The following is a 14,131-nucleotide window of genomic DNA, read 5'->3' as shown; positions in this document are numbered from 1 at the left end:
TATGGTCGTTACAGGGACTTCGAGCGGCTTGTCACGGACAAGCGACGGCGCGGGTCACGGGCGACGAGGGCTCTCAGGACGCGGCCGACGAGTCGACCGCGGATCGGCGAGTACGGGTACCACAGCAACTCGCGCTTCAATTTGGGTCCGCGCGGTACTGTGATCGCTTGCTGCCGAGTGTATTTCCGAATTCCGTACTCTCCACCGAATCGTGCGCCGAGACCGGATTGCTTCCAGCCTCCATGTGGTAGTCCCAGCGCGAACAGGTTGGAGAAGGCGTCGTTGATGTTCACCGCGCCGGCTTCGAGTCGGCGGGCGATCTCCTCGCCGCGGGCTCGGTCCCCGCACCACACGGTTGCGGACAGTCCGTACTCGGAATCATTGGCCAAGCGCACGGCTTCATCGGCATCGGCCACCTTCACGACTGGGATCGTCGGCCCGAAGGTCTCCTCTCGGATGCAGGCCATCGACTGATCGACGTCGACGAGGACTGTCGGCTCGAAGAACGTGCCGGTGCTGCCGGCCTTGCCACCGGTCAGCGCAGTGGCGCCGCCCTCGACAGCGTCGGCGACGTGCCGCGCGACAAGGTCGCGCTGAGCCGGGGTAGCCAAGGCGCCGATGTCGATTCCATATCCATCGTCGTCGGCTCCTTGACGCAGCGAGCCCACGAGCTTCGCCAGTCTTGCGACGAAGTCGTCGTACACCGGCGCTTCGACGTAGACGCGTTCGATGGACACACACACCTGTCCGGCGTTGAACAATCCACCCCAGGCAATTCCGGCGGCTGCACGGTCCAGATCCGCATCCGCCAGCACGATGGCCGGATCCTTGCCGCCGAGTTCGAGACTGCAGGGCACCAGTCGCTCGGCAGCCCGTACCGCGATCGCTCGGCCGGTTGCGGTGGAACCGGTGAACTGCACGAAGTCCACTGAATCCACGACCGATGCACCGGTGTCACCGCGGCCGGTGAGTACCGAAAAGACTGGGGGAGCGCCGATTTCCGACCATCCCCGCGCCAGCTCTACCGCTGCCAGTGGCGTGACCTCGGATGGCTTGAGCAGCACAGCGGCACCAGCAAGCAGAGCTGGAATGATGTCCATCGCCGGCATCGCGAGCGGGAAATTCCACGGCGTGATCACACCCACCACCTGATACGGGCGGAAGGTCTTGATCAGTCGTTTGCTCATCGACAGAGGGCCATGCGGCCGCACTCGCTCGTCGGCGAGAAACTTGCCGGCGTTGTCTGCGAAATAGTTGATCAGATCGCATGCAAGCGCAGGTTCGATGGCTGCTTCTGCGCGTGGCTTGCCGGTCTCGGACTGCAGCACGTCGATGAGGTGGCGCTCATTGTCGAGGAGCCAGTCCCGCAGCTTCCGTAGCCACGTGGCTCGTCCTTCCGGGCCTAGCGCCTCCCACTCGGATTGGTGGGTGCGCAAGCTTCGGACCGTATCGGTTACTGTCGCGGCACCCTCGTCCGGGACAGATGCGACGAACCGGCCGTCTGCGGGGCAGTGCACGTCGATGCTCTCGTGGTTCGTGTGCACTGTGGTCTCCGATGTCATGCGAGCACCGCCTTCTGTGATGTAAGACATTGACTATTACGATTGCACAATTGTCACACCGATTCTTGGCCAGTTTGGCTAAATGAACCGGCAATATATGTGTTCGAAGTCCAATATGAAGGCGGTGTCGGCGTGTCCGCTGATGACATGGTCGTTGCTTGGCTCCGGGACTTCGCAGCGGAGGCGCTGGTACCGGAAACGTTGGACGGCCTCGTTGTGCGCTTCGCCGCCGCTATCGCGGCCGAGGTCCCCGAGGTTGCTGCGGACCGAGAGCTTCGAAGAGATTTGGGCATCAGCACTCGTGAGCAGGGACGCGCATTGCTTGTTTGGCTCACCGGTGAATCCTCGGAGGTGGAACCCCCGCCGGCGGCGCACGATCTTGCACGCACAATCGCTCGCCGGGGTATGCATCTGAGGGTGCTGATGCAGATCTACCGCGTTGGGCAGAAGGCGCTGCTGAAATTCGCGGCGGAGACTGCGAGTGAGCGCATCACGGACCCGGTTCTGGAACCGAAAGTTCTGATTCGATTGCTGGAGCGGGCAAGTCATTGGCTCAACGTCTCACTGGAGGTGCTCGCCGACACCTACGGGCAAGAGAGAGAACGGGGATTGAGCGGCGCGTTCGCCCGGCGGGCGGAAACCGTGCAGGCGATCATACGCGGTGAGATCGCAGACATCGGGACGGCGTCGAACCGGTTGGACTACCCGTTGCTTCGGCACAACACTGCCCTTGTGCTGTGGTTCGAAGGCTCGCAGCCGGAGCCGGCCGAAGACGGTATCGGCCTCTTGGATTCCGCTGCCCGTTCGCTCGCTGCAACAATCGGGGTTCGGCAACTGGTGACGGTGCCATCTGGATCGCGCGGTCTGTGGGCATGGATGTCCGCGGATTGCGAACCGGACCTTACTGCGCTGGCCGTCGGCGAGGATGTTCCGGCCGGCATTCGGATGGCGATCGGTAACCCCGGCGTTGGCATCGAAGGATTTCGTCAGAGTCATACGGAGGCTATTGCTGCTCAGCATGTTTCGGAGTCTCATCCTGGTCGATCCCATCTGATTCACTACGCGGACATCGAGATTCTTCACTTGCTCGAAGGTAATACTGGCGCGGCCAGGGCAATGGTGTCCCGTGAACTCCGCGGCCTCGACGGTAGCGATGCATCCTCGGAGATGCTCCGTCGTACGTTGCGCAGCTATTTGGCGGCGAATCGCAGTCCGGACGCGGCCGCGCGGTCCCTCGGCGTCCACAAGAACACCGTGCGCTACCGCATTCAGCGCGCCGAGGAGTTGCTCGGCCGTCCAATCGGACCGAACAGGCTGAAGCTGGAACTCGCGCTCGAGTACGCCGACACCTACGGGCCGGTAGTCCTGAACGAGTGACGAAGCACCCCCCGCCCGCGAGCGCATCCCCTCATCGCCGGCCCGGCGCTTTCGTAGATGCCGACGTTGAGTTCGTACAGCGCGCCGACCGAGCGCACACTGTGAAGACTGTGCGCATCGAACCCGGTCTATTCAGGAGGTCATCAGGATGAGCAAGTCCACTGTGGTAATCGTTGGGGCAGGCTCCGGCATAAGTGCAGGCATTGCCCAGAAGTTCGGCAAAAAAGGATTCACGGTTATCCTCCTTGCCAGAAATGCAGAATCACTGCAGTTGCAGGTGTCAAAACTCCAGAAGGAAAATATCGAAGCCCATGGGATCGCTGCCGACGCCTCGGTATCGGATACCTTGATCTCCGCGTTCGGCCGCATCACATCAGAATTCGGGACACCGGACGTCTTGGTCTACAACGCGGGATCCAACACGATCAGCGAACCGTCGACCTTGGAGCAAAAGGCGCTACTGAGCGACTTCACAGTCAATGTCATGGGCGGTCTGACGTCCGCGCAACAGGTCATCCCCGGGATGATCGAACGAAAGTCCGGAACCATCCTGTTCACCGGCGGCATGCTTGCGTTGAACCCCGTCCCTTCGCGAGCGTCTGCCTCGATAGGTAAAGCCGGATTGCGAAATCTGTCGTTCACCCTGGCCGAGGAACTGGCACCGCATGGCATCACTGTGGGTATCGTGACCATCGGCGGTGTAGTCCAGCCAGGCACCTTCTTCGATCCGGATTTGATTGCCGAGTCGTACTGGGAACTGTTCACCAACGGCCACCCGAAGGAAATTCTCTACACGCAAACGTAGTCGAGGCTGCTGCGCTGCTCGAGCGTCCCGCAGTTTGTCCGAAACTCGGCCAGTCCGGCCACCAGCAATCTCGTGCACCGCAGTTCTGCGCGCTGTTCGCCGCTCACTCCGGGTACGAGGGGTCATGGAACGACATATTGACAGATGCGATCACTGTGACGCAGACTACGATCATCTGACAGGACGCGCTGTCAGATAGGAACGAAGTCGAGGTTTCGTGATGTCCAAAGTCCTGGCCGCCCCACCCGCTGGCTCGAACCTGCGCCCGATCTCGGGGCGATCCGGGATCCCCGGCGTCGGGCACTCGTTCGAATACATCCGCGACCCACTGGCATTGATGCAAAAGCAATGGGACCGATACGGCGAGGTCTCGTGGTTCTCGATGGTCGGGAGGCGTTGGGTTGCGGTGCTGGGGCCGGACGCGTGCCAGGAAGTGCTGCAGAACAAGGATCGGGCATTCGCAAACGGCGACGGTTGGTCGGTGCTGATCGGCCCCTTCTTTCACGGTGGTCTGATGCTGCTCGATTCCAAGGAACATCTGCGGCACCGTCGCATCATGCAGCAGGCGTTCACCCGATCGCGGCTCGAAAAAACTGTGGACGTGCTCAATCCGGCGCTGGACTCGGCGCTCGACGCGTGGACTCCGGTAACCGGATTCCGCGCCTACACTGCCCTCAAAACCCTCACCCTCGATCTCGCCACCGAAATCTTCATGGGCGGCGCGGAAGACTCTACCGCCAGCGAAATCGCCTTGGTGAAAGAAGCTTTCGTCGATTGTGTGCAAGCGGCTACCTCGGTGGTCCGCTACCCGGTCCCGGGTACGAGGTGGAAGCGGGGGCTCGATGGCCGTCAGGTGCTCGAGGACTTCTTCCGGCACTACCTACCGGCACGTCGAGCCAGCGAAACGGACGATCTGTTCTCCGTGCTCTGTCACATCGAATCGGAGGACGGTCAACGCTTCAGCGACGACGAGGTCATCGATCACATGATCTTCCTTCTGATGGCCGCCCACGACACCTCCACGATCACCATTTCCACGATGATGCAGTACCTGGGTCAGCACCCACAGTGGCAGGAAAGATGCCGGACGGAGTCGCTCGCGTTGGGAACGTCGGCGCCCAGCTATGGCGATCTCGATGAACTGAGCAGCCTCGATCTGGTCATGAAGGAATGCCTCCGGCTTGTCTCGCCGGTGCCGGTGATGGCGCGCCGAGCAGTGCACGACACCGAAATACAGGGGCATTTCGTCCCCGCGGGAAGCTACGCAGCGGTGGTTCCACACTTCACCCATCACATGTCGCAGTACTGGCCCGAACCCGAACGGTTCGATCCCGAGCGCTTCGCGGACGATAGACGTGAAGACAAGGTGCACCGTTACGCTTGGGAGCCGTTCGGCGGCGGTGTACACAAGTGCCTCGGCATGTCGTTCGCCGGTGCCGAGATCAAAACGATCATGCATCACCTGCTGCTCCGATACGACTGGCACGTCGGCGCGGATTACGTTGCACCACTGGACTTCACCTCGTTACCGTTCCCCTCGGACGGCCAACCGATCGATCTCCGTCGACGCGAGGTATGACCTCCTGTCTTGCGAAGCAGGATAGTTCGAAAGGGTATTGCGATGGCCGACGCTGACGGATGCGGTCATCGATCCTGATCGTCCGGGTCATCGACGGCGGCTCTGAAGAATTCTATCGTTGGTACGACAATTCAATGGGTGCAACGGAGTTCAGAAAAGGACACGGTGCATCGACGTAGTGGGAGATGGCATGGAACGTACTATTTTCGAACCCGAGCACGAGCTCTTTCGGGAATCCTTCAAGAAGTTCTTGGCGCAACACGTCGCGCCATTTCACGAGAAGTGGGAAGAGCAGAATATTGTCGACCGCGACGTCTGGGTGGAAGCCGGCAAGCAAGGATTTCTCGGGATGGACGTTCCCGAGGAATTCGGTGGCGGTGGAGTCAAAGACTTCCGATACAACGTAGTCATCACGGAAGAAGCCACCAAGGGTGGTTACAGCGGTATCGGATTCATGCTCCATAACGATGTCGTCGCTCCATATCTGATCGACCTCTGCAACGAAGAGCAGAAACAGCGTTGGCTCCCGGGATTTGCATCGGGAGAACTGATCTCTGCTATTGCCATGACGGAGCCCGGAACCGGTAGCGACCTGCAAGGGATCAAGACCCGCGCAGTTCGCGACGGCGATGATTGGATTCTCAACGGCTCCAAGACTTTCATTACCAACGGCATCAACGCAGACATCGTGATCGTCGTGGCGTGCACCGATCCCGACAAAGGAGCACAGGGGTTCAGCCTCTTCGTCGTGGAACGAGGAATGCCAGGTTTCGAACGTGGCCGCAACCTCGACAAGATCGGGTTGAAGGCACAGGACACCGCAGAATTGAGCTTCACCGACGTCCGAATTCCCGCAGCCAACATGCTCGGCGACGAAGGACAGGGCTTTCTCTATCTGATGAAAAACCTGCCGCAGGAACGGTTGTCCATCGCAGTCGTAGCTGCTGCGGTCATGGAATCCGTCCTGGAGAGCACCATTCAATACTGCCGCGACCGTAAGGCTTTCGGTAAGTCGATCGGCAAGTTTCAGAACACACGATTCGTGTTGGCGGAGGAGGCCACGATGGCCACAGCCGTCCGCATCCTCGTGGACAAGTTCATCGAACAACTCAATGACGAGAAGCTGACCGTTCAAGAGGCAGCCATGGCCAAATGGTGGACAACCGAGGCGCAGGTGAAGCTGATCGACCGCTGTCTGCAACTTCACGGTGGCTACGGTTACATGAAAGAATACCCAGTAGCCAAGGCGTTCATGGATTCTCGTGTTCAGACCATCTACGGCGGCACGACCGAGATAATGAAGGAAATTATCGGACGTTCCTTGAACCTTTGATCGCATGTACGAAAAGGATGACGACTCGGCATGGAGTTCGACGAACCGCCCGACAGATTTTCGCGATGCTGCGCTCGCACGGTGGAATACTCGAATTGCTCGAAAATACCCCACCCCGCACCACTGCGAACGACTGATCAGTGACTCAGAGTCCGAGCATCTTGCAGATGATCTCGTTCATGATTTCGGTAGTTCCACCACCGATGCCCAGGACTCGGGCATCGCGGTAGTGCCGTTCGACCTCTGACTCGCGCATGCAACCGAGTCCGCCGAATAATTGGACGGCTTCGTAGACAGCGTGGTCGCAGACTTTGACCGCGTTGTTCTTGGCCATCGCTGTTTCGGCGAGCATGCCTCCGTCGTCGACCCACCGCACTGCTACCGATCGGCAGAACTCCTCGGCGGCAGTGATTTCGGTCGCCAACTCGGCGATGCGATGGCGCACGACCTGGCGGGTGGACAGTGGGCGTCCGAAGGTTTCGCGTGAGCGCACCCATTCCGTGGTCAGGTTCAGGCATCGACGGGCGGTTGCGACGGCCTGAAATGCCAACGACAGTCGCTCACCTTGGAACTGTTGGGCGATCTGTCCGAAACCCGATCCCTCGTCGCCGATAAGGTTCTGAGCCGGGACGCGCACGTTGTCGTAGAACAGTTCGGCGGTGTCCGAACACAGCCACCCCATCTTCTCCAGGCGTCGGGACACGGTGAATCCTGTTGTGGTGGTGGGGACCACGATGAGGGAGATGCCGGCGTGTCCACGATCTCCGGTCCGCACAGCGGTGGTGACGAAGTCTGCACGCGTACCGGAGGTGATGTAGAGCTTGGAGCCGTTGATGACGTAGGAGTCCCCATCGCGGGTGGCAGTGGTGGAGATGTTCGCGACGTCGGATCCGCCGCCCGGTTCGGTGATCGCCAGCGCCCCGATCATCCGTCCTTCCAACGCTGGACGCGCGAATCGGTCGATGAGATCGTCGTTGCCCGAGGACACGATATGCGGGGTTGCGATCCCGTGACTGAACAGCGCCGAGATCAGGCCCGACGAGCCCCCGGACAGAATGATCTCCTCGAGGATTGCCAGCATGTCGAGTGCATTACCGCCCGACCCGCCGACACTTTCGGGAGTCGATGCCCCGAGAAGGCCCAGCGTGGCCGCAGTGTGATGCAGTTCGCGGGGAACCTCGCCATTGCGCTCCCAGGTGGCGAGATCGGGAAGGACGTGCTTGGTGGTGAACTGTCGGGTGAGATCGCGCAATGCCTTACGGTCATCGGTGTCCCATGAATTCAATAGTGCAGCAGTCATTTTCCGCTCCAGATCGGGTCACGCTTCTCCAGGAAAGCCATGATGCCTTCCATCGTGTCGGCCGAAGTACTCAACCGTGCCAGGGCCTGTTCGGTGAGGGCCCAGCCCTCTGCCTCACTGGGGACTACCCCGTCGACGATGCCGCGGGCAACGGTCTTGCTGGCTTGCACCGCCAACGGCGCACCGCCGGCAATGGTCTCGGCGAGTGCAAGAGCGGTGGTCAGTACCTCGGCCTGCGGGACCACACGATTGACCAAGCCCCAACGCAGCGCATCCTCGGCGCTCAGTGCGTTACCGGTGAGCAGCAGTTCCAGCGCGACCGCGCGTGGGATGGCGGTGACGAGTCGAAATACTCCGCCGGCACCTGCGATCAAACCGCGCTTGACTTCCGGTAGCCCGAAGGTCGACGTGTCCGCTGCCACAACGAGATCGCTTGCGAGCGCGAGTTCTGTTCCGCCGCCGAGTGCGTTGCCGTTGACTGCAGCGATGATGGGTTTCGTGATGTGGTGTTTGACAACTCCGGCGAAACCCCAGTGTGCGGTGTCGGGCGGCGTCACCCCATCCGGTCCGGAGGTGCCGAGGGCCTTGAGATCTGCGCCGGCGCAGAACGTTGCCTCGCCAGCCCCGGTCAGCACCACCACTCGGATCTCATCGGTGGCTTGCGCCAGTTCCCACGCTTCACCGAGACCGCGGTGCACATCGGCATTGATGCTGTTGGCGGCTGCCGGTCGGTTGATGGTCACGAGCATTGTGTGACCACGTGTTTCGGTGAGTACGACTTCGGTCATAGCTGTACCTCTTCTTTCAATGAGACCGCGACCCGGCCGTCGTGGTCGGTGATCGATATTCGCGCGCCGACGAGCGAGCGAGCGCCGCCTTGCGTGTAGCGAAGCAGTTCTGCGGCGTCCTTCGAGTCGGTGTGGCCTGCGACCCGTGATCCATCGTCGGTCACCGCGATGATCAATGCCGACTTAGGGCTCTCGTCCCGCTCGAAATCGATTGTTGCGGTGACGATATCGGCATCACCAACGTAACCGTGGAGCATGGGTGGACCGGTTGCCGGTATCTCGTGAGGTTTCGGATCGCCGACGTACCCGTTGCGATGAGGATTGCGTGACAACAGCACGGTGTGCTGATGGGTGAGATAGCCACCGTTCGCATGGACCAGTGCCGGTGCGGCGACGTCGGTGCTGCGCAACAGTCGGGTGACCTCGGCGACCGCGTGGAGTGTGTAGCTGTTGAGCGGTCCACCGAAAAGGGAGTGACCGCCCAGGACGCTGGGCACGGTCGAGTGCGGAAGACCCAGAGCCTGGATCAGCAGCTTCGGCACCACGGGGAAGCAACTGTAGGCGTCGACGATTCCTAGGTCGCTACCTGTCACCTCGGCCTGTTTCAGGGTGCGGTCGACGGCGGATGTCAGTGCTGCCGATCGACCGAAGTCTTTGCGCGCGAGGACGTCTGCAGATTCGGTTGCACCGGCGCCGCCCCACAGGTAGACGATGCGGTCCTTCGCGACACCGAGTTCGAGGGCAGCGGCGAGTGAACATATGACGATTGCGGCAGCTTGATCGACGAACGGCATCGCATTCATCGTCAGTGGGTACGCGTCGCTGACCAACCGGTTCTTGGGTCCGCTGGTGGCGATGTCTTCCGATGTCCGCGCGGTGCACATCCACGCGCACGGGTGTGCGGCAGCAAGTTCGGAGAACTGTGCATACATCCGAGCCGAATACTCACGAGACTGCTGGGGGCTGTCGCCGATCTCGTAGCTGAACCGGTTCTCGAACAGTGGGTACACGCGGGTCGGCGCGAGTATCCCGGCGCGTTGCATCTCGGGGCTGCCGAGGTCGTCCGAGGTGAAGGTGGGTGGCCCCCCGGGCGCAGCAAGCCAGCCCCGAGTGGTCGGATCGGCGCCGAGCTTGATCAACGCGTTCAGTGATGCTTGGGCTTCACCGCCCACCAAGAGCGCCACCGACGAGGATCGGTCGGCGATCTCGGAGCCGATGCGATCGAGTAGAGCCGTCGGCCAGTGGCCGCCGATCGAACTGGTCCAGGTTTGCGGGGTGTCTGCGCCGATACGTTTTCCGAGCAGGCCAGGTAAATCGTCGTAGGACCAGCTCGCGGTTTTCACCGCGTAGATCGTGTCCACGCGGGAGCCGATTGTCTCGATTCCGGTGTCGGCAAGGGCTGCGATCGTTGCTTCGGAGATGAGATCCAGGGGATCCCGCGGCGAAGCGAGTGCTCCGGCCCGTCCCGAGCGAATATCGGCAACGCCGATGATCACCGGCACTGTCGTGGGGTCTGTCATAGGCGCCACGCTAATACAGACAATAATTGTCTGCAATGCTGGGTGGGTGGAGCGGGAAGTTCGGCTAGATCAGCGAGCGCAGCACGGTATCGACGATCAGTGTCGAATGTCGAAGCGAATCCGGCATTCCCGCATCCGCACGTGCCTGCGCGAACAGCGCGCGTGTGAGCACTGCACCGGTCACGAGTTCGAGCAGTAGCGTCGTCGAAGTCTCGCTCGGCAACTCGCCTCGCATCACTGCGCGCTGAACGATCTGCCTCGTGGTGACGAAGCGGCTCTGGTTGAGTGTGTCGGTGAGATGCGACAGAAGGTCGGGGTTGACCATCGCATCGAGAGTCACCCGTAGCGATACCAGTCCGGACAGTTCGGCGTAACCGTGGGTGAGTTGCTCGGAAAGTTCGATGAGGTCATCGCGAACCGTGCCGGTATCGATCGGCGTCGACAATGGAGATCGGGCCTCGAGCGCCTGTACCAACAGGTCTTCCTTGCTGTCCCAACGCCGATACAACGCCGCCCGACCGACTTTCGCCTTGCGTGCAACCGCGTCGAAAGTGAATCCGCGCCAACTGGTTTCCCAATACACCTCGAGTACCGCGTCGTAGACGCGAACCTCCATGTCCGCATCCCGAGGTCTACCGGGCCCGCGCTGACGCTCCTGAGACATTCGCCAATTGTCGCATCTGCGGACGAGCGTTTCGCTCGCATCGAACGTTCAGTACTTGCCTGCCGGCAGTTGCCGGTAGACCTCGCTCCAGATCATTTCGTGCTCGGCTGCGGTGATCTGTTGTGTTGCAAAACGGTTGTCGGCGTCGACGAGGAGATTCGCGTGTTGGCCGATGTTCTCGCGGCGAGCGAGGGAGTCGCGGTCGGGTAGATCGGTCATCGTGATCGCTACCTCTATCCGAATGTGCGTTCGCGGGGTGCCTGCCATCACGAATGCGCAGTACCCGCTGAGCACGTAGACGGTCGTCGACGCGGCGACTGCCTGAATCGGAGCGAGCTGATTGCTCAGCACCACCTCGCTGACGATCCACAACATCGCGCCCCACAAGGGCCACCCTCGCCATACGCGCAGACGTCTACGCTCGGCAAGGTTGGTGCCCGGAGGAAAAACGACGAGCCGGTGGCGGGTCATGCCGTGGCGGGCGTGCCAGGTGTCTACCGAGCCCCAGACTCTTTCGCCGTCGAGAAGGTGGCGCCAGAGGCGACGTGCGGCACTGGGTGTTGCCGACGGAGTCGCAGCGGGGTGGCGGTGGGGGTTACCCGCTGCCGACCCTCGCGTGACGGGTTCTTCATCCATGGGGTCAGGTTTACGACCGCCGTGGGACCGTTGGGCGGAAAGATACGAGACTTGTATGCCCATGCTGAAGATCTTGATGATCCGTTGACACGCAGTGCAGATGGCAACTCCGCATGTGGTCGGCATCAAGCTGGAGATGACTGCTCTATCAGCCCCGGGAGGTAGCCGGACGGTCGTATGCTGCAGAGACAATTGACGACAGTTGACCTTCGGAAACTAGTCGAAAGCAGGCAGCGTTATGGGAAGACTCCAGGGCAAGGCAGCGATAATTACCGGCGGGGCAAGCGGCATCGGTATGGCGGCCGCGCAAATGTTCGCAGCCGAGGGTGCGGCCGTCACAATCGCCGATTTGGACCAGCAGCAGGCCAGCGATGCTGCTGCCCGGATACAGGAAGCCGGCGGGCGCGCGATCGGAATCGCCGTCGACGTGATGGACGAGGAGTCCCTCGCTGACCTGGTAAATGCCTCGGTACAGGAATTCGGTCGCTTGGACGTCATGTGCAATCACGTGGGCGGTAGTAACCCGCGCAAGGATCTGGACGTGCTCCGGTTGGACTTGGAAGAGTTCGACCGCACGATGCAGTTGAACGTGCGTAGTGCGCTCCTCGGCTGCCGGCTTGCTCTGCCGCACCTGATCGATGCCGGCGGCGGCTCGATCATCAACACTGCCTCCGTCGGGGGCTTGGCTGGGGACTACGTGCAAGTGGCTTACGGCACCGCCAAGGCTGCGGTCATTCGCATGACCCAGTACGTCGCCACCGAGTACGGAGCGCAAAAAGTGCGTTGTAATGCGATCGCCCCCGGCGCGGTGATGACCCCGGCCTTGCAGAACAATCTTTCCGCTGAGGCCATCGACAAGATCCGGTCACACAACGCCCTGCCGTTCATCGGTGAACCCGAGGACATTGCCGCCGCCATGTTGTTCCTGGCCTCGGACGAGTCCCGCTACATCACCGGACAGACACTTGTCGTCGACGGTGGCATGACCAGCCATCACGCAATTGCCGAGGATCGCCGCATGCAACCTGACTGATCACTCGGACTGTGAATGCGGTTCAGTCGCAGCGAGACTCATGCAGTTACAGATTGCTCAGATGTGAGAGAGTCACGATCGATACCAGCAACCACTTGGGCTCCCGTCCTTCTGAGCGGTTCTCGGATCGCTGTCATGCGATCAGAGCAGCTTCGTCGACGCGGTGAACCTCGATTGTGCAGTCCTTCACCACGGCAGCGATGGCAGCAACTGCTACGAGAACCGGTGCGACGATGGCGACAGCGACGCCGGCCGTGACTGGAATCTCGATGATGCTCTGGTCCTGATTACTTTTCACCGCAATTTTTCGGACGTTGCCACCGTGAAGCAGTTTCTTCACCGCCGCAGTGATTTCAACCCCCCGAACCTGCAAGGTGTCTGCCGGAGAGGGAGATTCGGTAACAGTCGTGTCGGCCTGATTCTTTTCGGTCATGATTGGTATATTTCCGTTCCGGGTGGGCGAGAGGTGGCCTTGTGTGGTCACCGGTATCAGTCTGCTGTTCGAGCCATCTGAAGTTCAGGGTCTTTGTGCCTCTGCCTTCTGCTGAAAGTGTGACCGTTGGAGTGGTCGTCGAGATCAAAGCAGAATGGGGCCGGCGACATTGTCCAGATGCATGAGATGAGTGGCCTGGAGTCGATCGAGTAATCTGGATTCGATGACGAAGGGCCAGGAAAGCAAACGCGCCGTGCCTCGGGTATTCACTATCGGACACTCCACTCGCACTGCTGATGAAGTGTTCGAGATGCTGCGTGCGAACGAGGTGACCGAGCTGGTCGATGTGCGTTCGTTTCCAGGGTCGCGAAAGTATCCGCAGTGGAACCAGGACGCGATCGAGGATGCGCTGCCGGCCGAAATCGGGTACCGGTGGATCCGGGATATCGGCGGTCGTAGATATACACCGGTTGATGTGCCGAGCCCGAACGGAGGGTGGCGGGTCAAGGCATTCCGCGACTATGCGGACTACATGGAGACCGCGGAATTCCGTTCCGGGCTCGCTGAGCTGCTACGGGTCGCGCACGAGTCGATCCCGGCGATCATGTGCAGCGAGGCCGTGCCATGGCGTTGTCATCGACGGTTGATAACGGATGCGCTCATCGTTGCAGGGGCGGAGGTTTTCGACATTATGTCGATTTCATCGACCCGCCTCGCATCGATGACAGAGTTCGCGCACGTACAAGGCGAAACGATCACTTATCCAGAGTCAGCAGAGGCATGACCATCGACCTGGTGTCGGAAGTTCGAGCCGTGGTGGTGAGGATTCCGGCGGGTCACGTCGCCGCCTACGGTGAGATCGGTCGCGCACTGGGCATAGGTCCCCGGCAGGTGGGCCGGGCCGTCGGACTGCTCGACGACGGTGTGCCGTGGTGGCGGGTGGTTCACGCCGACGGTGCGCCTGCGACGTGCCATGGCGGAGCAGCGCGCGCATTGCTCGAAGCGGAAGGTGTTCCGTTCCGTGGCAACCGCGTGGATATGGCCAAGGTCGGAACGAAGTAGGCGGATCTTCCACCCCTTTTCAGGGGTGGGTGCTTATGA

At 61.0% G+C, this 14,131-nt stretch carries 14 protein-coding genes; 7 read left to right on the top strand and 7 right to left on the bottom strand.

What is annotated here, in order from left to right; translation table 11 throughout:
• Positions 1-8 precede the first annotated feature (8 nt).
• Positions 9-1,562, bottom strand: coding sequence for an aldehyde dehydrogenase family protein (locus E5720_RS09115; RefSeq protein ID WP_136170394.1), 1,554 nt, complete (start codon positions 1,560-1,562; stop codon positions 9-11).
• 132 nt (positions 1,563-1,694) lie between these two features.
• On the opposite strand from E5720_RS09115, the gene E5720_RS09110 reads away from it, so the two are divergent.
• The 4 genes from E5720_RS09110 to E5720_RS09095 all read left to right on the top strand — a co-directional run bounded on the left by E5720_RS09110 (position 1,695) and on the right by E5720_RS09095 (position 6,656).
• Entirely contained in the window at positions 1,695-2,939 is a 1,245-nt protein-coding gene (locus tag E5720_RS09110; RefSeq protein ID WP_136170393.1) for a PucR family transcriptional regulator, read from the top strand.
• 148 nt (positions 2,940-3,087) lie between these two features.
• On the top strand, positions 3,088-3,744 hold the full coding sequence (locus E5720_RS09105; RefSeq protein WP_136170392.1) for an SDR family NAD(P)-dependent oxidoreductase: 657 nt from the start codon (positions 3,088-3,090) through the stop codon (positions 3,742-3,744).
• Between the two features lie 220 nt (positions 3,745-3,964).
• Complete coding sequence (locus E5720_RS09100) at positions 3,965-5,323, top strand: cytochrome P450 (RefSeq protein ID WP_136170391.1); 1,359 nt, start codon at positions 3,965-3,967, stop codon at positions 5,321-5,323.
• Between the two features lie 190 nt (positions 5,324-5,513).
• Positions 5,514-6,656 carry an acyl-CoA dehydrogenase family protein gene (locus E5720_RS09095; protein ID WP_136170390.1) on the top strand — a complete coding sequence of 381 codons (1,143 nt, stop codon included), beginning with the start codon at positions 5,514-5,516 and terminating at the stop codon, positions 6,654-6,656.
• A gap of 145 nt (positions 6,657-6,801) precedes the next feature.
• Here the strand turns inward: E5720_RS09095 and E5720_RS09090 are convergent, their stop codons facing one another.
• From E5720_RS09090 to E5720_RS09070, 5 genes are all read right to left on the bottom strand, one after another.
• The gene (locus E5720_RS09090; RefSeq protein WP_136170389.1) at positions 6,802-7,956 is read right to left on the bottom strand and encodes an acyl-CoA dehydrogenase family protein; all 1,155 of its coding nucleotides are present in this window, start codon (positions 7,954-7,956) and stop codon (positions 6,802-6,804) included.
• Positions 7,953-8,744 carry an enoyl-CoA hydratase-related protein gene (locus E5720_RS09085; protein WP_136170388.1) on the bottom strand — a complete coding sequence of 264 codons (792 nt, stop codon included), beginning with the start codon at positions 8,742-8,744 and terminating at the stop codon, positions 7,953-7,955. Before E5720_RS09085 ends, E5720_RS09090 begins: the two co-directional genes overlap by 4 nt.
• Positions 8,741-10,264, bottom strand: coding sequence for an acetyl-CoA acetyltransferase (locus E5720_RS09080; protein WP_136170387.1), 1,524 nt, complete (start codon positions 10,262-10,264; stop codon positions 8,741-8,743). The genes E5720_RS09085 and E5720_RS09080 overlap by 4 nt, the downstream gene beginning before the upstream one ends.
• A gap of 64 nt (positions 10,265-10,328) precedes the next feature.
• Positions 10,329-10,928 (bottom strand): TetR/AcrR family transcriptional regulator, encoded by a 600-nt coding sequence (locus tag E5720_RS09075; RefSeq protein WP_136170386.1) that lies wholly within the window; start codon positions 10,926-10,928, stop codon positions 10,329-10,331.
• Positions 10,929-10,976: 48 nt separating this feature from the next.
• The gene (locus E5720_RS09070) at positions 10,977-11,564 is read right to left on the bottom strand and encodes a DUF6611 family protein (RefSeq protein WP_136170385.1); all 588 of its coding nucleotides are present in this window, start codon (positions 11,562-11,564) and stop codon (positions 10,977-10,979) included.
• Positions 11,565-11,802: 238 nt separating this feature from the next.
• On the opposite strand from E5720_RS09070, the gene E5720_RS09065 reads away from it, so the two are divergent.
• Positions 11,803-12,597, top strand: a complete 795-nt coding sequence (locus tag E5720_RS09065; protein ID WP_136170384.1) for an SDR family oxidoreductase — start codon at positions 11,803-11,805, stop codon at positions 12,595-12,597.
• Between the two features lie 133 nt (positions 12,598-12,730).
• Here E5720_RS09065 and E5720_RS09060 read toward each other — a convergent pair whose 3' ends face one another.
• Entirely contained in the window at positions 12,731-13,030 is a 300-nt protein-coding gene (locus E5720_RS09060) for a DUF4342 domain-containing protein (RefSeq protein ID WP_136170383.1), read from the bottom strand.
• A gap of 223 nt (positions 13,031-13,253) precedes the next feature.
• Here E5720_RS09060 and E5720_RS09055 point away from each other — a divergent pair, with 223 nt between their 5' ends.
• Both E5720_RS09055 and E5720_RS22275 read left to right on the top strand, forming a co-directional pair.
• Positions 13,254-13,814, top strand: coding sequence for a DUF488 domain-containing protein (locus tag E5720_RS09055; protein ID WP_136170382.1), 561 nt, complete (start codon positions 13,254-13,256; stop codon positions 13,812-13,814).
• Complete coding sequence (locus tag E5720_RS22275) at positions 13,811-14,092, top strand: MGMT family protein (protein WP_084344910.1); 282 nt, start codon at positions 13,811-13,813, stop codon at positions 14,090-14,092. The genes E5720_RS09055 and E5720_RS22275 overlap by 4 nt, the downstream gene beginning before the upstream one ends.
• Positions 14,093-14,131 lie beyond the last annotated feature (39 nt).

Source organism: Rhodococcus sp. PAMC28707, from assembly GCF_004795915.1.
Taxonomy (GTDB): Bacteria; Actinomycetota; Actinomycetes; order Mycobacteriales; family Mycobacteriaceae; genus Rhodococcoides.
This window is presented reverse-complemented; position numbering and strand designations above follow the sequence as displayed.